The sequence below is a fragment of the Gimesia fumaroli genome, assembly GCF_007754425.1.
In the GTDB taxonomy this organism is placed as follows: Bacteria; Planctomycetota; Planctomycetia; order Planctomycetales; family Planctomycetaceae; genus Gimesia; species Gimesia fumaroli.
Window position 1 is genome coordinate 4,464,065 of record NZ_CP037452.1, and the last position, 24,169, is coordinate 4,488,233.

The window sequence follows — 24,169 nt, forward strand, 5'->3', positions numbered from 1 at the left end:
TTCATCGCTGGCTGTGAGACAATTTTCGAGAATCACTCGTTCCTTCTATCAATGTATAATGCCCCCCCGGTTGTAATCCAGTCCAGATCTCGCTTTTCCCTCCCTGCCAGATCACTTTGACGGTAACTGGATCCGCATTCTCTCCCAACCCTATTAAAAGCCGGCCCTCGTCAGCCGACAGATAACTGCTGCTCCCCTTTCGATAACGCATCAACTTCCTGGAACCCGAAGTGATCTCCGCCGATGCACCAATCGCACTGCGATTGGAGGTCGTTCCAATCAACTCCAATGACAGACTCTGGTTCTGCGTTTGACTCCGATTCTCCAGCAGCACCAGTTTTTCGTTTAAATGAGACACCGCCAGGTCCGCCTTGCCGTCTCGATTAAAATCGGCAACCGCCGATCCACGGCCCACATGCTTCTGCTGAAAGAACGAGCCCGCCTGTGGTGAAATAATCTCAAATCGTCTTCCTTTCCGATTCAAGAAAAACTGCGGTTCCTGCTCATAAGGCTCATTCTTCCCTAACTGCGATAAGCGATCATGCACATGCCCATTGGTCACAAACAGATCTTCCCAGCCATCATTGTCCGCATCCAGAAACGAGGCACCAAATCCGAGCCGTACACGGCTGGCCGTCGCCAGGCCTGTCTCATCGGTCACATCCAGAAAAAATAGAGCCCCCTCATTGCGGTACAAGGTATTGGTTTCACCAAAGTAATTTGTCACAAACAAATCCAGCCGGCCATCGCCGTTATAGTCCGCTCCGGTCAGTCCCATTCCCGCTTCCCGATCTCCGGTACGATTAAACGCAACGCCGGCAATTAAAGCCTGATCGGTGAAAACGCCCTGACCGTCATTCACCCATAACTGGTTGGCTACCGAATCATTGGCAATATACAGATCTATGTCCCCGTCATGGTCGTAATCTGCCGCAAAGACGCCTAGCCCCTGTCGAGCAGGTTCACTGTGGAGCCCCGCTTTTTTCGACACATTGAGAAAGTTTCCATTTCCCAGATTCCGATACACCACATCATACTCCCCGCGCACATAGCGGGGATGACAGATAAAAAAGACACGCGTTCCATCGACCTTACGGCTGCAGATCGGATAGTTTTCCCGGTCAATTTCCAGATAGTTCACCACATACAAATCAAGCAAGCCATCGCCATTCAGGTCGGCCCAGGTGCAACTGGCTCCATACCCCGGGTCATCCACGTGGGCGGATGGTGATACATCTGAAAACGTGCCATCGCCATTATTGCAGTACAACAGATTCCGACCGAACTGACTGACATACAAGTCCTCAAATCCATCGTGATTATAATCTCCAACGGCAAGCCCCATGGAATAACCAAAGTCAATTAACCCCGACAGCGTTGTGACATCTCGAAATGGGCTCTCCCCCCGGTTCTGAAACAAACGGTTGGATGTCGCGACATTGCTCGCATCATTCCGTTTTTTCTTCGAACTGCGCCACTCTTCGCCCTGCGCACAATACAAATCGGGAAAGCCATCGTGATCATAATCAAGCCAGCCAATCCCCGATCCCATCATCAGATGCAAGTGCCGTTTAACCGTCAACGGTGAATGATGTTGAAACGAAAGTTGTGAGGCATTCGTGACATCCTGAAACAAAACAGCTGGTTGCGGTTCTTCGGCGTCACAAATAGTACTGCAATGGCAGACGGCTTCTAAGCAGATGCAAAACACCACACTCCAGGCGCGCTCGAACAGGTTCGTTGTCATTCTGTTAGAAAGGAAATTGATCATCCAATTTCGCCTCGGAGAGTTCAACCAGGAATTGTGACAGCCGCTCGACCAGTATCTGCATCAGCTTCTCCCCCTTCTCAGCGGTCGCCTGATGCGGATTTCCCGACCCCGAGTTGGTCGTCAACAAATGCCAGGGACGCGTAATACTGACCCAACCTTCATTCACAGCTGAGAACCGCGTCGAATTCGTCGCCCCTTCATCGGCATTCAAAGCACCTGTTTCTGTATTCCGGTTCACGAGATGAGGGAAATATGCCAGTGCCAGGGAGGTTTCCATCTCGCCTGCATGATCGTCCGGGTTTTCAAAAATCTCCGGTTTGACATCAGCCGACGTACCTCGAAACCAGTCCGCCAGAAAGATCTGCACCGGCGTTGAACCGTGCAGTTCCCGTAACAGCGGTTTAAAATCGTTGCCGCCATGACTGTTCAAAATCAGCAGTTTATGGACCCCATGATTGGCCAGCGAATCGACGAGATCCGCGATGATCTGACCCAACGTAGAGGGATTCACATTCATCGACAGCGGAAACGCACTCTGATTGGTTTCGGTCCCGTAGGGAATCGGCGGCAGCATCACCACTTTCGCCCCCCGCTGATGTGCGGCTTCACAAACGCGTGAACTGATCGCGTCTGCCTCATAGGTATCGGTTCCATAGGGTAGATGTAAATTGTGTGGTTCGGTCGCCCCCATCGGCAAGACGGCAACCTCGTACGGATTCTCTTTTACATACGCATAATTGATTTCAGATAAAATCCAGGGACGCATCGCAGGTTCAGCCGCCACTCACTCATCTCCTTACTTTGTTGATTGCATAAAACAATTTAGCAGAATACAGCTTTCATTCTAACAGGATCATGTTCCAGTCTCATTCTATGTCTATCGGATATTTCAATTATATACATTCTTCTCCTGTGTTACTCTGTATTCCAGTGAACTCCCCGTGTAATCTAAAGAAGAGAAAAACATTTCCCTAAAGGAGAGTCTCCATGGCCAACTGGTATGTCAAACGCGGTGAGCAGACTGCAGGTCCCTTGACCCAGGAACGTTTAAAAGAACTGGCAGAGCAAGGCAAAGTCCAGGAATCCGATCTGGTCAGAAAGGGTGAAGACGGGAACTTTATACCGGCGGGCCAAATTCCCGGCCTGATTCCAGACGCGGATTCCACTGAATGGGAAGCAGACTTCCAGGAGACGCCGGCCAAGAAAAGCAATTCGACTCTGATTATCGTACTGGCCCTTCTGGGAGGCGGAGGAGTCCTCGTGATTATGGTGCTAGTGGCTTTACTCATACCGACCTTTCAGGGGGCTCGGGACGCAGCACGCCGCCCTCAGTCAAAAAACAATCTGAAACAGATCGGACTGGCACTACACAACTACCATGATATCCACAGAGTTTTTCCTCCGGGTGGTATCGAAACGACCGATGGCAAGCCCTACCATAGCTGGCAGACGATGATTCTGCCCTTTGTGGAGCATGCCAGTCTCTACAATCAGATTGATTTTGATCAACCCTGGTCCGCTCCTGAGAATCAAGCCTTCTTCACTCAGGAAATCCCGTATTATTTGAATCCCGCCATTCCAGAAAGAGTTTCCCCAAATGGGCTTAGCCTTTCTCACTATGTCGGGAATGAACTGTTTATGGGTCCGAACGGAAACATGCGTCTTCGCGATATCACGGATGGCACATCCAATACCATCATGGCCGTCGAGACAGGCGAAAAATTCAAACCCTGGGGCGATCCCACGAATATTGCTAAACCAGCTGACATCATGGGAGCTGGTAAGAAATCGCCCTTCACAGGAGGGAACCACGTGCTGATGGGAGACGGCGCCGTACGATTCGTCTCAGAAAATATCGATCCTTCCGTATTAAAAGCATTGAGCACACCCGGCGGGGGAGAATTTGTTGGTGAATTTTAACCATCACAACTAACATTCCGTCCGAACGAGAAAGCTGAGAAATGCCGGACAGCAATCAAGAATCAGAACAGAAGAATCAAGCCGCGCGGGCTTTGCATCCGTTTTTCTTTTGGGTAATTTTTCTTGTTGGTTTTTCATTCGTTATCGCTCTCTTCATACCAGAACAGGTATTCAACCTCTTTTCGAGGAATACAGGACGGGAAGCAGCACGTCGTCACACTTCTAAAAACAACTTGCTACAGATGGGGCTCGCCCTGCACCAGTACCATGAGACCTATGGCATCTTTCCTCCTGGCAATACCGCAACCGCAGACGGTAATCCTTCGCATAGCTGGCAGACACTGATTCTACCCTATCTCGATCACAAACCGATTTTCAATCAAATCAATTTTGAGCAGCCCTGGAATGCGACAGAAAACCAACTGGTTTTTCAAACCGTGATGCCCGTGTATCTGAATCCGGTCATCAGCGTGCTCTATCCGGAACAAAAGAGCTCGACATCACCTGAAGGATATGGGCTGTCCCATTATGCAGGCAATGAACTTGTACTAAAGCAGAATCAGGGATCTCAAATTCGTGAGATCAAAGATGGTATGTCCCCTACCATCTTCGCAATGGAGATCGGCGAGAACTTCAAACCCTGGGGAGATCCATCCTCAACAATCAATCCATCCCAGGTTTTCGGGCCCGGCAAAAAGACTTCTCAAGAGGGAGGCAATTACATTCTGATGGGAGATGGTGCCGTCCGATTTATCACAAAAGAGATTGACCCTGCAATTCTAAAAGCCCTCAGCACCCCCAACGGCGGTGAGGAGACCAGAGAATTTTTAAAGCAGTCCAGCACAAAAGATTAACAGTACTCAGCATCAACAGACGCCCCAGACTGTTTCGAAGGGATTTCTGAAATGGAAAATGAGACCTCTGAAAAAAAAACCAAGAAACCCCAGCCTGTATTGCTGATCGTCCTCGTTTCTCTTTTACTGATCGGCTTTGGCTTACCGATCTACCATGAAATTCGCTCTAACTTCCAGGAACGTAGTTACCGACGTCACCAGCTTACCAGAAGAAACATGAAACAGATCGGTCTGGCGCTGCATAACTACCATTGGACGAATCACACACTCCCGCCGGGCGCCATGATCAGTGAGAGTGGGATCCCCGAGCACAGTTGGCAGGCATTGATTCTTCCCTTTCTCGATCAGGAATTTCTCTTCAAGCAGATTGACTTGAAAAAGCCTTGGAATGATCCTGCAAATCAGAAAGTCTTTCAACAGAAAATCCCCGTCTATCTTAGCCCAAAAGTGAAAATGAAATTTTCTAAGGACGGTTATGCACTCTCGCATTTTGTCGGCAATCAACTGGTTCTGAAACCAGGCACCAACATCAGTTTCGAAGATATCCGCGACGGCACTTCCAACACGATCCTCGCCATGGAAATCGCCGAAAATTTTAAACCCTGGGGCGATCCCAGTTCATTAACAGACCCCACCAAAGTCATCGGCCCCGATATGAAAACGCCCTCTACAGGGGGAAGCTTCATCTTACTGGGAGATGGCGCAGTCCGATATATCTCCAAAGACGTTGATCCCGCAGTCTTAAAAGCACTCAGTACACCTGACGGCGGAGAAGTGGTCGGTGAGTTTTGAAACAGTCCAGCAAAGAAGAAAAAATATACATAGCATCAATCAACAATCTAAGCCGTGACCTTAGGAGAATTCTGAATTGGAAGGTGAGCCACCCAAAACCGATCAACAGAATCGAAGCAATTTGACACCACACCCCCTAAAGCGATTCTCCCTGCTAATAGCTTTAGGATTTCTGATTGGTCTCCCTTGTCTCATATTCCTGGTGTTGATTGGTTTCGGTCTGATCCATGTTGAACAGACGAGAGGCGAAGCTCGCCGATCTCAATCAAAATACAATCTGAAACAAATCAGTTCAGCACTACTACTTTATCATGATCAACACAATACACTTCCTCCAGGCGCGATCATCGCTGCAGACGAAACTCCTCTGCATAGTTGGCAGGCTTTGATCTTACCGTTCATAGATCAACGGGGAGTTCATCAGCAGATTGACTTTGAGCAGCCTTGGAATCATCCTGTCAACCAACAGGCCTTCCAGCAACAGGTCCCTCAGTACCTCGCTGACTGGATCGAACAAAAACATTCACCAGAAGGTTATGCTCTCTCGCATTACGTAGGTAACGAGTTTTTGTTGAAGAAGAATCAGAGCGTTCCTTTCGGGGAGATCACAGACGGCACGTCAAACACAATCACAGCGATTGAACGAGGAGCGCATTTTCAGCCTTGGGGTGCCCCTGAGAATCTTGCCAGGCCAATTGACATCATTGGTCCTGGAAAGAAAACACTGTTTCCCGATGGCAATCACGTCCTGTTCAGCGATGGTAGAGTTCGATTTCTTTCAAAAGATATTGATCCTGCGATTTTAAAAGCACTCAGTACTCCCGCTGGCGGGGAAGTGGTTGGTGAGTTCTAGGGAACATTTATTTCACCGTTTTGAGTGTAATTCTCTGGAAACGTGAAGTTTACCAAGATTGGTGCTAACCGCGGCTAACGCCGTGCGGCTGACCTTGTTTTAAAAACTTTGCCAGCCGGAATGACTTATTAGCCGCAGGGCGTTAACCCCGGTTCTTCATCTCGCAGAGATGAAACCCCTGATTGAACTCCGGTTAATGTCGGGCTTCATACAGCTGAACCACCACTCCGTCCAGGAAACTGGCCAGTCGAGTCGCGGCGTGCGACGCGTTGCCGCGCATCTTCCACATCTCTTTGATACTTTCCGGTCGTTTGAAGACCGCTCCTAATGCAGCTCCGGCTCGGACGGCACCCGTTTCTCCCAAAATGGACATCACTTCGGGCGGAAGATCACCCGTGCAATCATCGCTGATCACCCGAATCGCCATAAAGCCTTTTTTCTCCGCCTGACAGACCTGTGCAACGGCCAGACTTTCGAGGTCAACGGCCAGTGCCTGATGCGCCTCGCCCAGTTTCAGTTTGTCTTCCACCGTCCGAACAATTTCATCCGTGTTGAGAATCCGCCCCACATGCAGCCCCTTTTCAGGGTCTTCCGGAAAGTGCACGTCATTCTTTATTTCCTGACCATGCAGATCACAAACCGAAGTCGCCACAACAATATCGCCGATTTTCATCCCCGGTTTCAAGGCACCCGAAAAGCCGACCGAAAGGACCCACGGCGGAGAATGCGCATCGATCAATGCCTGAGTTGCAGCACGTGCGCGGGCAAAACCGACTCCCGTTTGCACGACCGCTACCTTAATCCGATCCAGAAATCCGCCCCGAAACACATACGAACCGCCGGTGTATTTTTTGACGTGCTCACAGCGATCCAGAAAGGGCTGGATCTCCATCGGCAAGGCACAAACCAGCCCTATATCCGCATGCGCTTTGTCAGCTTCGGGTGGATTCAAGAAGCATGTTCCTTTTCGAACTGACTCATCATCTCGATTAACTTGTCCACGCCCGCTTCCGGGAACGCGTTATAAATACTGGCACGCATGCCACCAACACTGCGATGACCTTTCAGTCCATCCAGGCCGGCGGCAGTCGCCTGTGCGATGAATTTGGCATCCAGATCCGCATCGCCGGTCACGAAGGTCACGTTCATCAACGAACGATCCTGCTTCGCAGCCGTCGGCTTGAACAGCGAACTCTGCTCCAGATAATCATACAGCTTACCTGCTTTCGCCTGGTTTTTCTGCTGAATGGCTTCCAGGCCCCCTTGATCTTTCAACCATTGGAGAACCTGCCCCAGCACATAAATCCCAAAGGTCGGCGGCGTGTTAAACATCGATCCTGCTTCAGAATGCGTCCGGTATTGTAGCATGGTGGGAATGTCCGTCGGTCCCTGCTCAATCAGATCATCGCGAATAATCACCAGCGTCACGCCACTCGGTCCCAGATTCTTCTGGGCACCCGCATAAACGATCCCATATTTAGAAATGTCGATGGGTCGAGAGAAAATATCACTGCTCGCATCGCAAATCAGAGGTACGCCCGCTGGAACTTCGGGTTCTGTCGCAAACTCTGTCCCGTAAATCGTATTATTCGACGTAAAATGCACATACGCCGGTTTCTCACTCAGTGAGACTTCTTCGGGAATGTAAGAAAAATTTTTGTCTTCGCTGCTACAGGCGATATTTACATTGCCGAAGACTTTGGCTTCTTTAACTGCTTTTTTGGACCAGGAACCGGTCACCAGATAGTCGGCGGTCTGATCCTTCGACAGCAGGTTCATCGGAATCATGTAAAACTGTGACGAAGCCCCGCCCTGCAGGAACAGGACTTTATAATTATCGGGAATCCCGGCGATTTCTCGACACAAGGATTCAGCAGCTTCATAAACGGCGATGAAAGCTTTACTACGATGCGAGTGCTCCAGAACTCCGATTCCAGTGTCGCCCAGTGAAATCAGATCTTTCTGTGCCTGTTCCAGAACGGGTAATGGGAGTGCGGCGGGTCCCGCTGAAAAGTTGTAAATTCTTTCTGTCATTTTAGATATCTCAACATCTTTTGCAGGCTGAAAATTCAGTTCAACCCTGAGTAACCTGTTTGGTGTCAATAATACGGACGGTAACGGACCTCTTGGAACGATCCTTGAGGATATTGGCAAGCGTTCGCTTGTTTTGCCAATCAGCATCGATATTATGGAGTCTGCTTTTCTTCATAAATGGAGTAGAGCGAAATTATCCAGAATTCCCAAGAATAGTCATGTTTTCCGGCGAGTGATCGCCCCCTTTGATTGATCTGTTATTTAATGCCTAGTTCTCCAAATCCACTCTCCCGAGGGCCCCGCGTCCAGTCCTTTCAACCGCCTCAAGGCGACCTGACCATCATGGCGGGCTCAGGCAATCCGTTGCTGGCACAAGCCATCGCCGATGAGCTCGGCGTTCGTTTGACACCCTGCGAAGCCCATCAGTTCAGCGAAGGCAATATTTTTGTTCGTATTCTGGAAAATGTACGTGGCCGCGATGTCTATCTGATTCAAGGCGTCCATTCTCCTGTGAATGACAATTTCGTTGAACTTTTGTTCTGGATTGATGCCTTGAAACGGGCGAGTGCCCAACAGGTTACCGCAGTCATCCCGTTTTTCAGTTACGCCAAGGGAGATAAAAAAGACGAACCCCGCGTGTCGATTCGCGCCCGCGTCTGTGCCGATGCGATTGAAGTCGCTGGCGCCGACCGCGTGCTGACCATGGACCTGCACAGCCCCCAGATCCAGGGATTCTTCAGCGTGCCCGTCGATCATCTTTACGGGCGGCACGTCATCAGCGACCACATCCGAAAAATGAATATTGAGAACCTTGTCGTCTGTAGTCCGGACGTTGGTTTTGCCAAAGAAGCGTCCGACTTTGCCAAACTGTTAGGCACGCCGGTCGTCATCGGCAACAAAATGCGCAAGGACCATTCCGAGACAGTGGAAGTTCTGGAGGTGATTGGTGAAGTCGCAGGCAAAAACATTATTCTGGTGGACGACTTCACCATTACGGGCCGCACTTTGATCAGCATGGCGGAAGTTCTGAAGAAGAAGGGCGCCAATGATATCTATGCCGCCGTCACACATGGCGTACTCTCAAAAGGAGCCGCCGATCGTATCGGCAAGAGCCCTTTGAAAAAAATGTTTATGACCGATACGATTGAAGCGCAGATTGATCCTCTGCCGGAAAATATCGAAGTCATTCCGGTTGCGCACTCCTTTGCTGCCGCCATCCGGTCCATTCACGACCGGACCAGTGTCAGCACGCTGTTTCCGGAAAAGAGACCGAAGAAGTAATCACTTAATCTCATTGCTTTATGCCAAAATAATACATAGAGAAATATCAGGACGCATGACAAAGACAGGCAAGAAGCTGACCCCGATGATGGAGCGGTATCTGGAAGTCAAAAGCCAGAATCCGGGAACACTGTTATTATTTCGCATGGGCGATTTCTACGAGCTGTTTCACGAAGATGCCGAAATCGCAGCCCGCATTTTGGGAATCACACTCACCAGTCGCGATAAAAATTCCAGCAATCCCGTTCCGATGGCGGGCTTCCCGCACCACTCGCTGGACAGCTATCTCTACAAGCTGATTCACGCCGGCTACCGCGCCTCGATCTGCGATCAGGTCGAAGACCCTAAAAAAGCCAAAGGGATGGTCAAACGCGAAGTCACTCGCGTGGTCACCCCCGGTACACTGACCGACGACGCCCTGCTCGATCCGCATGAAAACAATTTCCTCGCCAGTATCTATTTTGGAAAATCCAATATCGGCCTGGCCTGGCTGGAACTTTCGACAGGTCGCTTTCTGGCTTCCAATACCACCGCCGAGCATCTGGTGGATGAACTGGCCCGCATTCACCCGGCCGAATGCATCTTCGCGGAAGGTAATACCGCGCTGCAAAACGCCATCGGTCACTTGGATACCATGCTGACCGAACGGCCTTCCTGGTCGTTCGCCCAAGACGAATGTGAAAGCCGCCTGCTCGAACATTTTGGTACCAAAACACTGGAAGGGTTCAACCTGGAACAGGGAACGCCTTCGATTACCGCCGCCGGTGCTCTGCTGGAATACATTCAGGAAACCCAGAAAAGTTCGATTCCGCACATCAATCAGATTGAACCCTACGAACGCGGCGATCGACTGCTCATCGACGAAGCCACCCGCCGCAGTCTGGAGCTGACGCGCACCATCCGCGAAGGCAAACGTGAGGGCAGCCTGATTTCGGTCCTTGATGAAACCGTTACTTCAATGGGCGCCCGCCTGCTGACAGATTGGATCGCAAACCCGCTCACGAGCCTGTCTGAAATTCTCAGGCGGCACGACTCGGTCGAAGAGCTTTCACAAAACCCGGTCCTGTGTTCTGAAGTCCGTGAGCAACTGGCAAAAACTTACGACCTGCAGCGGCTCACTGCCCGCATCGCTACGGGTAGAGCCAGCGCCCGCGATCTGAGTTTCCTGGCCCAAACGCTGGCACTTCTTCCGATATTGAAAGCGAAACTTTCGGGCCGGAAATCGGAACTGCTCCAGCAACTTGAAGCTGGCATCGACCTCTGTGCCGAGGTCCGTTCCGATATCGAAACCATGATCATCGAGGATCCGCCATTGACGCTCAATGAAGGCGGCGTGATTCGCCCCGGATTCAGTGAAGAGCTTGATGAACTGCGCTCGCTCTCCAAAGGAGGCAAAGAATGGATCGCCGGTTATCGCAACGAAGAATCGGAGCGAATCGGGATTCCGAATCTGAAAGTCGGCTACAACAAAGTCTTCGGCTACTATCTTGAAGTCTCAGCCGCCCATGCAGCGAAAGTTCCCGAACACTACATCCGCAAACAGACATTGAAAAACCAGGAACGCTACATTACTCCGGAACTGAAAGAGTACGAAGAGAAAGTACTCAAAGCCGAAGAACGGGCCATCGAACTGGAACAGACCATGTTCAATGACTTGCGGGAACGCGTCGCGAAAGAAGCGCCGCGTACTCAACAGACAGCGGAAATCCTGGCACAAATCGATGTCCTCTTTGGCCTGGCGCATCTCGCCATGCATGCAGGCTACACGCGTCCGGAAATGACGGAAGAACCGGTCCTCGATATCCGAGAGAGCCGGCATCCCGTACTTGATCGCCTGCAGCCTTCAGGGGAATTTGTGCCCAATGATGTGTTGCTCGGCGATCCCTACGGACGCGTGCAGATCATCACCGGCCCCAACATGGCCGGAAAAAGTACCTACATCCGCCAGGCAGCATTGCTGACTTTGATGGCACAGATCGGCTCGTTCATTCCAGCCAGCGAAGCACGCATCGGCATTGCTGATCGCATTTTTGCCCGCGTCGGCGCCAGTGATGAATTGAGTAAAGGTCAGAGTACCTTTATGGTCGAAATGACCGAAGCCGCCCGCATTCTGAACTCGGCTTCAGAACACAGTCTGGTGATTCTGGACGAAATTGGTCGCGGCACCAGCACTTACGACGGCATCTCCCTTGCCTGGTCAATGACCGAATTCCTGCACGATCAAATCAAGGCACGGACTCTGTTCGCTACCCACTACCATGAACTGACCGAGCTGACACAAACACTCAAGCAGGCCAGCAACTGGAATGTCGCCGTTCATGAGCAGGATGGTGAAATTGTCTTCCTGCATAAAATCGTGGAAGGCTCCGCGAATAAGAGCTACGGCATCCATGTCGCCCGGCTCGCCGGCATTCCTGATCAGGTCATCCAGCGGGCCAACCAGATTCTTTCGACTTTGGAAAAAGACCATATCGACGACAGCGGTCAAACCACAATCCCGCCGCGACCGCAAAAGAAATCATCGCACCAGCAACTCTCCCTGTTCGGCAATGCTCCCCATCCGGTATTGGATGAAATCAGAGATTTGAATGTCGATGAAATGACGCCTCTGGCAGCTCTGGAAGAATTATACCGCATCCGAGAGCAACTGAACTAATTGACATATTTCTCAAATTTACAGTCCCAGTCAGTTGAAACAGAAAATACCACCCGTACACAATAATATACAGACGTGGCACACTGGTGTCATTTTTTGTCAACGTATATCGATTCAACGGGAGATACCATGTTTCAACAGAAAGCTCTGAGGCTTATTGTCGTTTTGTTCACAGGAATCGCGCTCACAGTTTGTACCGCAGATTCAGTGCCTGCTCAGAAGAAAGAAGCTGGTACACCGAAAACCAGCGCAAAAGACACCAAAGAGACGAAAACCACACGTAAGAAATCCAAAGGCCGCGTTCCTCCTCATTATGGCAAACTGAATCTGACACAGGAACAAAAAAACAAAATCTACGCAATCAAAGCCGGCTACAAAACTCAGATCGACAGCTTGAAAAAACAACTGGAAGAACTAAACAACAAGCAGAAAACGGACTGTGAAACAGTGCTCACCCCCGAACAAAAAGCGAACCTGGCAAAAATTCTGGCGGAAGTCGCCAGTAAAAGAAAAAGTAAAAGCAAAAATTGAGCTCGGCGTAACAGTATTGCTTTGAATGTAAAAGATCCAAAAGGGCGTGGTTTAATCGCAGACCACGCCCTTTCTTTTTCTAGAACTCTCCCGTTATACTTTTCGAAAGACAGGAAACGAAATCTGCCATTGAAAGCATCTCTGGTTCCAGAAATTCAGAAATCATAATCACCTCATGGATTCGGAAAATTATCCTTCGCCGCGGCCCGCTACCGATTTGTCACCGAATCGATCCAGGAACTCCCGTTGGATTCCGCTGATCCATCTGTTATTTGTCATTGTGCTGCTCGCGATTCTGACTCCCTATGAATGGGATCGGGTAAACTCAGAAAACCAGCAGCTTCCCTGGCTCACGCGTTTTTTTCTTAACGTCAACGTCGATACGACGCCGTATTTCATTTTACTCTTACTCAGTCCGCTCTGCTGGTTTTTACGCCCTCCCATTCATTCTCGCTTTTTCTCGACTGTCATTCGCCCCAGACTCACTTCTGACTGGGTTCGCGAAAAACAAGCTTCAAAACAACGGGATTTTTTTGCGTGCCTATTGAGCATGCTCGTCGCCGCCAGTTCATTCCTGCTGAGTGTCTGGACCGCGTCTCACGTCGTGAATGAAGAACTCAACATCGCACTGGGCGATCTACCCCCCGCCTATCATGATGAATATAGCTATCTATTCCAGGCCAACACCTTTCTCGCAGGACAGACCTCGTTTCCCAGTCATCCCGGCGCGCCCGAAATTTTCGATCAGGTGCATGTCTTGAATGAAGGCAAACTCGCCAGCCGCTATTTTCCGGGGACCGGTCTCTGGCTGGCGCCCTTTGTTGCCTGGGGACATCCTTACTGGGGGTATTGGCTGGCAGGAGCCATCACCGCGTTTTTCATCTTCTGGGCCGGCAGAGAACTCGCTGGCAACGGGGTTGGTTTGCTGGCCGGCCTGATAATCGCCCTCTCCCCGGGTATGGCCATTTTCAGTAATCTGTTGTTGGCACATCATCCTACTCTGGTCGGGCTGTCACTTTTCCTCTGGGCGTTCTTGCGGATGCAACGTACACGCTCATTTCGCGATGCTTTGTTGGCCGGTTTGGGACTCTCGTTCGGCATGCTCTGTCGCCCGATGACCGCAGCCAGCTTTGCACTCCCCTTTGGGATCTGGCTGGGAATCGAAGTCATTCGCTATTATTTCCTGCGAAAATCCGAAAAAACGACCTCAGAATCAATGGGCTCTGTCTACCCTCTCGTCGCAGGGCTGGCAATTCCCCTGGGCTGTGGTTTGATTGGTCTCTTTATTTACAACCAGTCGATTACCGGCAGTGGCTGGAAAATGCCTTACCAACTCTACACCGACATCTACACCCCGCGGCACGTTTACGGCTTTAACAATGTGATTCGGGGCGAACAGAAACTCGGACCGAAAGTATTAGACAATTACGACAAATGGGCCGAAAACCTGACGCCTGCGTTAGCAGCACGCAACGTGCAAAACCGGATCCTGGCCAGCCTGCAGTGGACGCTGGGCATCATTCCCCTTGGACTTGCCGGCCTGATTTTTCTGATCACCGAATGGAGACAATGGAGCCGCTGGTGGCTTATTTTTGCGTCGATCGTCTCTCTGCATATCGCTCATATCCCCTACTGGTACGACGGCATCATGCATTGGCATTATGTGTTTGAAACCGGCCCCCTCTGGGCGCTGATTTTTGCCCGGGTCACACAAACCCTGTTTCGCATCTGGCATCGCATCGACCGGCCTTTGATGAGCGGACTCTGGGCTTGCCTGACTCTGGTCGCGGTGCTCACCAATCTGACGGCGATTCCCCCTTTCTGGTCCGTCTCGAAACTGGAAATCGTCGTCAATAATGTTGCTTTTTCCAAATTCAAACACTTCCAGTTCCAACAGATGATTTACCAGCACCCGCAGATCAAGCAGCCCGCGCTGATACTGGTAAAACACGATCCCTCAGACCGGCACATCGATTATGTCATCAATGATCCGCAGTTAGATCAAGCAATCCTAATCGGCCGCGATCGCCCTGATCTCTATTCACCAGCAAAGCTGCAAACCCTTTTCCCAGACCGCAATCTGTATCTGTTTGACGCCGCACAGAATCGGCTCAGCAGATGGAACGGCGCTTACTGGGAACCGATCAGATGAGATCAATCGCTGATCTTCACTTTGATCTCATCTGAATTCGCTTTGAGTTCCGGTGCATACATGCCAAATCCTTTTGTCGGTAATCCGCTGAAGTGCCCCGGAATTTCTGCACGCAATCGATACGTCAGATTGTGTTTCCCACGCGGTAGTTGTCGAAGATAAAACACCGCCCGATCGTCACGGAACTCCCGATACGCGCCCAGTCCACGCCAGGTATAACCGCTGCGCAAATCAACGGCTTCCATACCGGCTGCCCGAAAATCTTCAAACACCAGGTACTCGTAATCATTCTTACTTTCGAACACGAGTTCCACCTCGACCAGGTCACCACTCTTGAGAATGGTATCAGACAGGATTTCCTGACGCTGATATTTTTCCACCTTCTGATCAACGGCCTGACCGCGCGAACCAGCGGCTGTGACGGAAGCTTCTTCCGGAATGAGCTTATAGTATTTCCGCTGAACTTTGATCTCGAGACCTGCTGCCGTAATGAAATTTTCTTTCGTGAAGTAAGTCACGTATGCATTATAATACAGGGGTCCTGAACCCTGCTTACGGATTTCCAGCCGATGGGCGCCCGACGTTAATGCGTCCCCTTCCAACACGAATTTGTTATCAAAGGTAAACAGGTTCTCGGCCGTGATCTTGACCTCTTTCTGTTTTTGACCGTCGAGAACAATCTCCAAAGTCAGATCCGGCTGGTCTTCACCGCTGGCTTTCCAGTATTCGGCCAGTGCTTCGACGGCGATCGCGGTATCGGACACGGAATTCCAGTACGTCGCGTGCTTGCGATTATTCAACAGGTATTTGACCAGCTGTGCTGCCTTGGGATTTTTAGGATCGGCTTTGGAAAGTAGTTTCAGATAATAGGCATTCGCTTCCACTTCACTCCCATACCAGTGCCACCACCAGTTTCCGTCAGGCAGATTTAAATACGCCGTCTGATTTTCCGGATCTTGTACCAGATACTGATCCATGTTGGTCATGATCATGTCTAATCGATCCTGCCGCTGCATCTCATGCGATGCCAGCCCCAGCATTCCCAGAGCATAGACCGACAGTTTCGTCCGATCCCGATAGAGGAAATCGTACATTTTTTCGTCGATAACTTTTTCATTCACCAGTACCAGAAAGACATACGCGTCCAGATTCGAAGCGGTCTCTTTGTAGGGTTTCTTCTTCGCGGGCGCATTCAGCAGTTTCTGCAGTTCCTTCTGCTGATAGTCTTTGAGCCACTCGATGCCCCGTTCCAAGGTGCCGGGGACTAATGCGACGCCGTTCTGTTTCGCCAGGCTCAGTCCCTGCACGATGCGGGCGGTAAAGTAAGGCGACGAGCGTTCCTGCCAGCCGGAGAACCAGCCCCAGCCCCCATCGGACAACTGCATACTCGTCAAATCGGCGACGCCCTGTTTCACCAGCAGATCCACTTCAGACTGACTGAAGACCGGGTTATTTTTGTAGCGTTTCCACTGTTCGGCTCGTTCTTTGTCGTCACCGATCTCCTGGGCATTCAGGTTCGTTCGTTTCTCTTCGATCTCTTTCAGATTGAGCCCCATGCGTTTCAAAATGTTCTGTGTCATCACCGTGGGGAGAAAACGATACAGCGTGTTATCAGTCGTTTTGTGCGGCGAATAGATCAGATACGGCAGGGCATCGACCATCGCTCCTGCCAGAGAGGGAGAGTAGCGAAGTTCCAAACGGCTCTCTTCCGTCTTGCGTTGATTCGGAATCTGGAAACTGATTTGCGCCCCATCTCCGCTGGCAGGAATCATTCCCGTATAGGATTCGGTTTTCAAAATCCCGTGCACCTTAACCGGGAAAGTCATCTGCATCGCGTCCGATTCTTCATCGGTCAGTGCTTTCATGCGAATCACAGCGAACCCGGCCCGTACCGCTTTGACCCGCCAGTCGATGCGTTGTTCGCCATTCGCATCAATTTCTACCGTCTGCGTCATTTCATCCAGAGGCTGTAACGTATCGCCGTCCAGTTCGAGTACAACCTGCACTTGTTTGGAGGTCTTCAGGTAATTATGCACGATCGCACTCAGCACCACCTCATCGGTTTCCACAAAGAACCGCGGTGCCTGCAGACGCACAATCAGGTTCTTACGCGTGACGACTTCCTTCGTTCCTTCGCCGACCTGAGTTCCCTGCCCCATCGCCCAGCTGCGGATCTTCCAGCTCGTCAGATTTTCCGGCATCTTGAACGAAACCTGCGCCCGCCCTTCTGCATCCGTATTGATGGCGGCTTTCCAGAACGCCGTATCCGCGAATTTTTCGCGGACGACCGGTTCCACAACGGCCGCTGACTCAGCGGGTGCAGCGGCAACAGCAAAACTGTCCCTCTTCGCCATTCCCGCCGCCATCGGCATGGCGCGTGCTTTACTTTGTATCAGTCCTTCAGCCGCATCCATCGCGCCAACACCAAAGGCAGAGCCTGAGCCATTCATCCCCAGTTCCGATCTTCGCTCCGATGTGGCCTGGATCAGATGTCCGAACGCACCCAGCATCTGCATGGCTGCTTCGCCTGATTTCAATAACACGTGGAAGCTACGATTGAGGTTGTCTGATGTCGAGGGATGATGCGAGCGTTTCCACTTCCAGAAAAAGTCTTTGATATCACGCACATTGGGACCACCACTAATGTATTCCACACTCTTGTCATACACACTGACGACCAGAGAACCCTCGATCGGCTGCCCATCAATATCTGTAGCTCTCAATTTCACGGTCGCTTCCTCACCGGGCAGATACTCCGTTCCCGATGGTTCCACTTCCAGATTAACCACCCGCTTTTCCGGCGGCACTGCGATTTCCCGCGCAACCGTATGCACTTTGCCCTGATGCACCGTCACCGCTTCCACAAACAGGTTCGGCAGATCTTTGCGAGTCAGATCCAGTTCATAAACGGTGCTCTTACCCGCCAGCTTCAACACATGCGGTTTCGGATAAACGCCATTAACCGGCCGAACGAACAGCAACACCGTGCTGCCTGGCTGATTCGTATTGATCAACAAACGCACTTTTTCATTCGGCTGATAATGTTTTTTCTCAACCACAATTTCCAGATCATTGAAGCGATACTCTTTTCCGTCAAAGCCTTCGCCACGAATGGAAAACAGGTAGCCCCCCTCAATCTGGCTCCCTTTTTGATCCGTCACTGTGTAGGCAATTCGATACTGTCCCGCCTGTGTCGCCGCCATCTTCTGGGAGGCGGTTCCGTCTTCTTTCGGGTTCAGTGCCCATTCCTGAACCGCGGTCTCTTTCGGTTCTCCCTGCTGATCGTAGGTCACGCGATACAGTACCAGCTTCCCCGTGCCCGTGACTGGCTTGGAATCCAGCGTCTGTGACTTGAAGGAAGCGAGCATGGTATCGCCCACACGGTAGTAGCCCCGGTTCATCCAGGAAAAGACTTTGAAGGGTTCGCGTGCGACGAAGACCGAACCTTTACCGACAATCGTGCGGCGGGATTCATCGACGACTTCCGCCGTGATTTCGTATTTGTGATCCTGATCACCATGAATCGCCTTCGCCAGCGCGGTATCGATTTTGATTTCCACTTCGCCGTCCGAGCCGATGTCAACGGTATTGGAAAGCACTACTTCCGGGGGGCCGGGCCGAGAATGAATCCACCAGGGACCGGGGGCGATGCAGCCCCACTTTGCCCAGCCGGGATACCAGTTGTAATCGCCGACAAACCACCAGTAACCGGAACCATAGAGCCAGTCCCATTGGTCGTAGGGATACCAGCGTTGATTATACGAAGTCCTGGTGACTTTATACTTCACCTGCGCATTAGTGACGGGGCTGCCGAAATAATACTTGGCCTTGATCTTCGCGGTAACCGTATCCCCCAGCATGACAGGTTCGTCGGGGGCTTCCACCAGCACTTCAAATTCGGGCTTTTTGTATTCTTCCACGCGAAAGTTAACAGATCCACGAATCGTCCGGTTGCGATTTCCGCGTGCGGGGTCTTTAAACACCAGTTTCAGTCCCAGCGTATACGGCCCCAGGTCGGCATCTTTCGGAATGGTCCAGTCACCGTTGACGCCGCCATATTCATCGGTGGTGAACGTTTTCTCGAAAATCGTTTTCCCGTTCCGGCCATTCAGCCGTAGCTGCACACTTTGGTTGGAAAACTGGGTTTCCTGCTCGGGAGTTAAATCGTAGCCGACATTGCGAACCCAGAACTTGAAATCCACTTTCTGCCCCGGACGATAGACCGGGCGATCCGTAATGCCATAAATTTTCTGCTGAGAATAATCGGGATCAGGAAGTCGATTGGAATACCAGAATCGATCAAAGCCGGTATAAGCAAAACGGCCCTCTTGCGTACGGGCAATTGTAATCCACTGATACCGCTGTTTTAACAATTGATCATCCGGAAATGCCTGGCCGTTTTCGTCAGTCTGCTCGGCGAAATTTTCGGTCACTACTTGATATTGATTCCGTGCAATCCGTTTTCGCTGATAGCCAAAGAACTCCAGATTCGCTCCGGCGACCGGTTTTCCTGTGCGGGCATCAGCCACATAATAATAAGTTTTATCCGCCATTCGTTTGTGAATGATTGCGGTGTCGTCCAGCCAGACAATAATTCGACTGGTATTGCCGTTTTTCATTTTGGCAATCAGTAAATAAGCGCCCGCATTTTGTAGCGGCGTCGTCACCGTAATCTGTCGATCGCGGTGCCCGTCGAGCGGCTTCAAATCCAACCCCCAACGCGAAACCAGATTCCCCTGGTATTTCTTCTGCTGTTCGTGAACCAGGCGATATCCGATATTGGAGATATTGATTTTGTTCCAATCCAGTTCTGCCGGACGCGATTTCAGATACGCTTTCACATCATCCAGCAATTTGTCGACATGGACTTCATATGCTTCGAATTCGACATGGCTACCGTTTCGAAAACGATAATCGACTTTCGCACCCTGACCGGCGACCTGAGTATGATTCAGTTCAAACTGCCCCCAGTCACCAATAATCTGATTTAATTGTTCTTTTTTATGCTGATGAGAATCACCATACGTTTGAATACTCTGCTGTAAATACTTCGCTGCCTCAGGATACTGTCGACGATTCTCAAACACATTCGTGAGTCTGGCTAATGCCGTCTCGCCGTCTGAGCTTTTTCCCAGTTCGACCGCTTGCTGATACAGACGGATAAAATTCACATCGTCCGGCAGGTTGAACCGCTTGATTCCGGTCGCCAGCCGGGCCAGTGTCTCGGTCTGTTTCAGGCTTTCCAGAGAAAAGGGATTGATCTGTTCTTCTTCCTGATCTCCCTGAACCACGGTCCGTCTTGAAAAGTAAGGCATGTAATTCTGCAGGGTCTGCACGCCAAATTGACTCCGATTGAAATCGGCGACTTTCAGAAGCATATCCTGCTGCCGTTTGGAATTCAGTTTCACAGACTGCTCCAGCATCCACCGCCAGCGGGCACCATCATTCGTAGCCGTTTCATACGATTGAGGGACGCGGTAATAAATCGGCTCACCTGCTTCATTAACGGGCGCCCCTTCAGGTCCTGCTGCCAGTGCCCCATACATTCTGCTTCCAAAGCCACGTCCAAAGCCACGTCCAAAGCCACCACCCGACGTCCCCTGAAGATTGTCGTAATCGGGAGTCTGATTCAAATCGGTCAATTCCTGCAGTTTCCAGGCATTTCTCCCCTCGCGCCCCTTCATCAAATACGCGGCAAAATCATAATGAATGTCGGAAGCCAGTACGGCATCCTCGTTGTTCTTTAACAGAGCGACCGCCCGGGTCATCAATCGCAGAGCACTTAGTCGATCCAGCTCCTGAGTATTCACATACTGACGGCCTCCCCTTTGTTGGCCGCGAGTGAAATTGCCATCAATGATAAAGCCAAAGTGCGGTCCCTGAATATAACTTTCCGCCACCTTCCATAAGACACGGGGCTGGTCTCCATGAGTTTTTAAAACCGATTCGCGAAACGCATCGATCTCGTTCACACGATTGAGTCGATTCAGACATTGAATGCCTGCCTGCAGATCATGCACGACTCCCTGATCGGAATTGCTTTTCTGCAGTGCCAGTTTCTGATAGAGCTGCCAGGCATCCCGAAAATTGCCCTCTTTCTGATACTTTTGCGCGACAGCCCGTTCTTCAGAGAGACTTTTCTCGTCAGCAAAGAGATAAACTCCCAGAAATGTAAAAGAAGCGAAAACGAATAACCATCGCACATTTTTCTTCATGCTCAAGTGCAACATCATAGAACCTGTATTATTAAAGATGGGACCTGCGTTTTGATTTTTCAGACGGGATCATACTATTTTACGCCTGTTTGACGAACTGAATTTGCCTTCTGTTCCCGGAATTCCCGGATTTTTCACGATCTCTCCAAATCAAGGTAGGAGAACCGCGTCAATTCCGACATAATCTGAATTCTTTTATCACTTTCTGAATTTTCTCACACAGATTATATATAAAGAGACACTTCTATGGATTGGCTGACAGCAGCTTTAACGCTCTGTGGTTATCTGATCACCCTGGCTCTGATTCCCAACATCCTGCTGAAAAAGAAACGTCACCCGGTTTCAACGGTCTCCTGGATTCTGACCATTCTGCTGTTACCCGGCCTGGGGGGCATCATCTATCTGTTTTTCGGAATCAACCGCGTCCAGAGACGTTCGCTCTCCAAAGAAAAAGCCAATCAGTCGCTCGCACCCAAGCTTCCGCAAGTCATACAAAATCAATTGCTCTCCCGGGAAGACTATCTGCCGCTTAATCAGAATTTGATGAGGCTGGCACAGAACATCACACACACGGTGCCCACATTTGGAAACCAGATCGAACTCTTAAACGACACAAATCGCACACTGGGGTTGATCAAACAGGCAATTATGAACGCCGAGCACTCTCTGCACCTGGAATACTATATCTGGCAGCCAGATCGCTCCGGTACACTCATACGTGATATGCTCATTGAAAAAGCAAAAGCGGGAGTCGAAGTTCGATTTCTGTATGATGGTTTTGGCTCATTGAATTTACGTAATCGTTTTTTCAAACCGATGCTGGAAGCGGGAATTCAGGTGGCACCGTTTCTTCCCGGTGCCAGTTTTCGAGAACGATGGTCGTTCAATTTACGGAATCACCGCAAACTGGTCCTCGTCGACGGTAAGATCGCTTTTACGGGCGGTATGAATATCGGCGATGAATACCTGGGACAGGACGCCGTCCTGGGGTTCTGGCGCGATACGCACCTCAAAATCGAAGGTCCCGAAGCACTGCAGTTACAGCAGGTCTTTGCCGAGGACTGGTTTTTTGCGACGGGTGAAGCCTTAACTCAGCCTCAGTACTATCCTCATCCTTCCACAACCGGGAACATCACCGCGCAAACACTTTCTTCAGGGCCGGAAAAAAACGCCGATGTCTTTTTGACCCTGTTTTTCGCCGCAATCAATGAAGCGCGTGACAGCATTGTACTGGCAACATCTTATTTTGTTCCGCCGGAATCACTCACGACCGCTCTCGAATCGGCTGCCCAACGAGGAGTCAAGGTGACACTGCTCGTCGCCGGCAAATCAGCAAACCCGACCACCGTGTATGCAGGGCGTTCCTATTACGATTCACTGCTGGATGTCGGCGTGGAAATTTATGAATATAACAAAGGTATCATTCACTCAAAATCGCTGACCATTGATGGCTGCTGGTCACTGGTAGGAACGGCAAACTTTGACTTCCGCAGCTTAATTCTCAACTTTGAAGTCGGCCTGGCCATCTACGACCGGAAATTCGCATCGCGACTCAGAGAATCAATTGAGAACGACCTCCTGGGTGCCGTCAAAATTAGAGAAGAAGATTGGGAGAAACGTAGCAAACTGGTCATTTTACGACAAAATCTGTGTCGGCTGTTTGCCCCGGTCATGTAGCAGTGCAAACTAAGATCAGCCGCGATTATCGAGTCGTATGCCGATATCCCTGTGAAGCCCCCTCAGGTAATGTTGTCAGATAGCCAAATAACTGAATCGCTTCTTCCTTGGTCAACAGATTCAGCAATCCTTCCGGCATTGATGACTTTTTCACGGGAATAATCTCGTCGACCTCGTCTTTGTTAACCAGTTGCTTCGTGCCTTCGCTAGTTAACAACATGATCTGATCCGGGCCCGCCGCTCCCATCATGCCCGTCAATGTTTTACCAGCCTCTGTAATAATTGTGAATGTCGGATACTCTTCTGACACAAAGTGCGAGGGAAAGATGGTAGCCGTCATTATTTCTTTCCGCTGTAATCTGCGACTGACGTGCGTCAGATCGGGTCCCACTTTTTCTCCCAGTTTCCCATAACGGTGACACTTCACACACGTTGCTTTGACATACGCCTTCTCACCCAGTTTCAAATCAAAAGATTTCTTGGATCGCTTCCGCAACTCGCTCTGTAATTCCTGATATTTCCAGCGACTGTCTTTCGCTTCAACCGGGAGGACTGCAGCCAACTCATCAGGATATTTTTCCGCAAACCATTTCTGCCAGGCAAGCATCGGCGACTGCTTCTCACTAGTCAGCTGTTTCAACTGCTTTCCCGTCCAATGCTCTAACAGATCAGAGGCAAGTTGCTGCCCTTCCGCATCCTGTTCCAGTCCGACCAGAATGGCCTGGCGAATCCATTGGGCTTTATTCGAGCGTCGACGAAATTTCGCTAACGTCTTCATGACTGCTTTTGCCTGCTCTCCTTCAACCATATTCAGAGAACGAACTAAAATTCGCCAGTCTGCATCCCGCCGCTGATTTTCCCGGGCATACCAGCTGATGGCTTCCGCCACATCATTCCGACGTTCCGGATAGGACTCATACAGTTCATGCAGATAGATCAACGTCGGTTCGTCAGCGATCCGTGCCATCGCGATCAGCAATGCATTGATCGTGCGGTCTGCCTGCTTTTCACGAAGATTTTTGTTTTGTAATTTGATTTCCAGATTGCGTAACGCGGGAAATTCAGCCCCCGTCATTCGTTCCAGAGGCTGGCCTTCGACCAAAATCCGATAATCCCCCGGAGACACTTCTTCCAGAATAGCGTTTTCCAGGTCTTCAATCGGCAGCGAGAGAGCAGGTTTCATCGCCATAACCGCCGACGGAATACTGACCAACAATAATACAATCACCGCACTAATACTGCTGAGTCTACTCCCGGTGATCATGGTTCGTATCCTGTCTATGCCAGAGGCTCGGCCTTAGATGCTAAAATGAAATCTGATTCCTAATCTTACTGAAGATAGCAGGCCGCACACTATGTTCATTTCCCGTTTTTGTTTAAAATTTAGCCAGTTCAACTTGAAAGAGAACGATAATTCACTGGTTGGATCAGAA

The 24,169-nt window shown here is 50.5% G+C and carries 15 protein-coding genes; 9 read left to right on the plus strand and 6 right to left on the minus strand.

Translation table 11 applies throughout. The features are described from left to right. Position 1 precedes the first annotated feature (1 nt). Positions 2–1,771: a CRTAC1 family protein gene (locus Enr17x_RS16825; protein ID WP_145310689.1), complete on the minus strand. Its 1,770-nt coding sequence runs from the start codon at positions 1,769–1,771 to the stop codon at positions 2–4. Then, on the minus strand, positions 1,752–2,555 hold the full coding sequence (locus Enr17x_RS16830) for a creatininase family protein (protein WP_198000632.1): 804 nt from the start codon (positions 2,553–2,555) through the stop codon (positions 1,752–1,754). Before Enr17x_RS16830 ends, Enr17x_RS16825 begins: the two co-directional genes overlap by 20 nt. 203 nt (positions 2,556–2,758) lie before the next feature. On the opposite strand from Enr17x_RS16830, the gene Enr17x_RS16835 reads away from it, so the two are divergent. The 4 genes from Enr17x_RS16835 to Enr17x_RS16850 all read left to right on the plus strand — a co-directional run bounded on the left by Enr17x_RS16835 (position 2,759) and on the right by Enr17x_RS16850 (position 6,190). Further along, positions 2,759–3,691: a DUF1559 family PulG-like putative transporter gene (locus Enr17x_RS16835; RefSeq protein ID WP_145310691.1), complete on the plus strand. Its 933-nt coding sequence runs from the start codon at positions 2,759–2,761 to the stop codon at positions 3,689–3,691. A gap of 41 nt (positions 3,692–3,732) precedes the next feature. After that, the gene (locus Enr17x_RS16840) at positions 3,733–4,545 is read left to right on the plus strand and encodes a DUF1559 family PulG-like putative transporter (RefSeq protein WP_145310693.1); all 813 of its coding nucleotides are present in this window, start codon (positions 3,733–3,735) and stop codon (positions 4,543–4,545) included. Positions 4,546–4,596: 51 nt separating this feature from the next. Continuing rightward, positions 4,597–5,337 carry a DUF1559 family PulG-like putative transporter gene (locus Enr17x_RS16845; protein WP_145310695.1) on the plus strand — a complete coding sequence of 247 codons (741 nt, stop codon included), beginning with the start codon at positions 4,597–4,599 and terminating at the stop codon, positions 5,335–5,337. Positions 5,338–5,413: 76 nt separating this feature from the next. After that, the gene (locus Enr17x_RS16850; RefSeq protein WP_145310697.1) at positions 5,414–6,190 is read left to right on the plus strand and encodes a DUF1559 family PulG-like putative transporter; all 777 of its coding nucleotides are present in this window, start codon (positions 5,414–5,416) and stop codon (positions 6,188–6,190) included. 193 nt (positions 6,191–6,383) lie between these two features. Here the strand turns inward: Enr17x_RS16850 and Enr17x_RS16855 are convergent, their stop codons facing one another. Beyond that, positions 6,384–7,142 (minus strand): phosphorylase family protein, encoded by a 759-nt coding sequence (locus Enr17x_RS16855; RefSeq protein ID WP_145310699.1) that lies wholly within the window; start codon positions 7,140–7,142, stop codon positions 6,384–6,386. Continuing rightward, on the minus strand, positions 7,139–8,224 hold the full coding sequence (gene serC / locus Enr17x_RS16860) for a 3-phosphoserine/phosphohydroxythreonine transaminase (RefSeq protein ID WP_145310701.1): 1,086 nt from the start codon (positions 8,222–8,224) through the stop codon (positions 7,139–7,141). Before serC ends, Enr17x_RS16855 begins: the two co-directional genes overlap by 4 nt. 264 nt (positions 8,225–8,488) lie before the next feature. Between serC and Enr17x_RS16865 the strand changes: the two genes are divergently transcribed. From Enr17x_RS16865 to Enr17x_RS16880, 4 genes are all read left to right on the plus strand, one after another. Further along, entirely contained in the window at positions 8,489–9,505 is a 1,017-nt protein-coding gene (locus tag Enr17x_RS16865) for a ribose-phosphate diphosphokinase (RefSeq protein WP_145310703.1), read from the plus strand. Between the two features lie 55 nt (positions 9,506–9,560). After that, positions 9,561–12,161, plus strand: a complete 2,601-nt coding sequence (mutS, locus tag Enr17x_RS16870) for a DNA mismatch repair protein MutS (RefSeq protein ID WP_145310705.1) — start codon at positions 9,561–9,563, stop codon at positions 12,159–12,161. A 129-nt stretch (positions 12,162–12,290) separates the two neighbouring features. Continuing rightward, positions 12,291–12,692, plus strand: coding sequence for a hypothetical protein (locus tag Enr17x_RS16875; protein WP_145310707.1), 402 nt, complete (start codon positions 12,291–12,293; stop codon positions 12,690–12,692). A gap of 175 nt (positions 12,693–12,867) precedes the next feature. Beyond that, the gene (locus Enr17x_RS16880; protein WP_145310708.1) at positions 12,868–14,844 is read left to right on the plus strand and encodes an ArnT family glycosyltransferase; all 1,977 of its coding nucleotides are present in this window, start codon (positions 12,868–12,870) and stop codon (positions 14,842–14,844) included. Between the two features lie 2 nt (positions 14,845–14,846). Here Enr17x_RS16880 and Enr17x_RS16885 read toward each other — a convergent pair whose 3' ends face one another. Beyond that, on the minus strand, positions 14,847–21,047 hold the full coding sequence (locus Enr17x_RS16885) for an alpha-2-macroglobulin family protein (protein ID WP_232100753.1): 6,201 nt from the start codon (positions 21,045–21,047) through the stop codon (positions 14,847–14,849). 258 nt (positions 21,048–21,305) lie between these two features. On the opposite strand from Enr17x_RS16885, the gene cls reads away from it, so the two are divergent. After that, entirely contained in the window at positions 21,306–22,736 is a 1,431-nt protein-coding gene (gene cls, locus Enr17x_RS16890) for a cardiolipin synthase (RefSeq protein ID WP_145310710.1), read from the plus strand. Between the two features lie 25 nt (positions 22,737–22,761). On the opposite strand, the gene Enr17x_RS16895 is transcribed toward cls, so the two are convergent. Continuing rightward, positions 22,762–24,000, minus strand: a complete 1,239-nt coding sequence (locus Enr17x_RS16895; protein WP_145310712.1) for a c-type cytochrome — start codon at positions 23,998–24,000, stop codon at positions 22,762–22,764. Positions 24,001–24,169 lie beyond the last annotated feature (169 nt).

Coding starts and splice junctions, on each gene's coding strand:
- Enr17x_RS16825 (WP_145310689.1), bottom strand. CDS start 1,771: ATGATCAATTTCCTTTCTAACAGAATGACAACGAACCTGTTCGAGCGC.
- Enr17x_RS16835 (WP_145310691.1), top strand. CDS start 2,759: ATGGCCAACTGGTATGTCAAACGCGGTGAGCAGACTGCAGGTCCCTTG.
- Enr17x_RS16840 (WP_145310693.1), top strand. CDS start 3,733: ATGCCGGACAGCAATCAAGAATCAGAACAGAAGAATCAAGCCGCGCGG.
- Enr17x_RS16845 (WP_145310695.1), top strand. CDS start 4,597: ATGGAAAATGAGACCTCTGAAAAAAAAACCAAGAAACCCCAGCCTGTA.
- serC (WP_145310701.1), bottom strand. CDS start 8,224: ATGACAGAAAGAATTTACAACTTTTCAGCGGGACCCGCCGCACTCCCA.
- Enr17x_RS16865 (WP_145310703.1), top strand. CDS start 8,489: ATGCCTAGTTCTCCAAATCCACTCTCCCGAGGGCCCCGCGTCCAGTCC.
- mutS (WP_145310705.1), top strand. CDS start 9,561: ATGACAAAGACAGGCAAGAAGCTGACCCCGATGATGGAGCGGTATCTG.
- Enr17x_RS16875 (WP_145310707.1), top strand. CDS start 12,291: ATGTTTCAACAGAAAGCTCTGAGGCTTATTGTCGTTTTGTTCACAGGA.
- Enr17x_RS16880 (WP_145310708.1), top strand. CDS start 12,868: ATGGATTCGGAAAATTATCCTTCGCCGCGGCCCGCTACCGATTTGTCA.
- cls (WP_145310710.1), top strand. CDS start 21,306: ATGGATTGGCTGACAGCAGCTTTAACGCTCTGTGGTTATCTGATCACC.
- Enr17x_RS16895 (WP_145310712.1), bottom strand. CDS start 24,000: ATGATCACCGGGAGTAGACTCAGCAGTATTAGTGCGGTGATTGTATTA.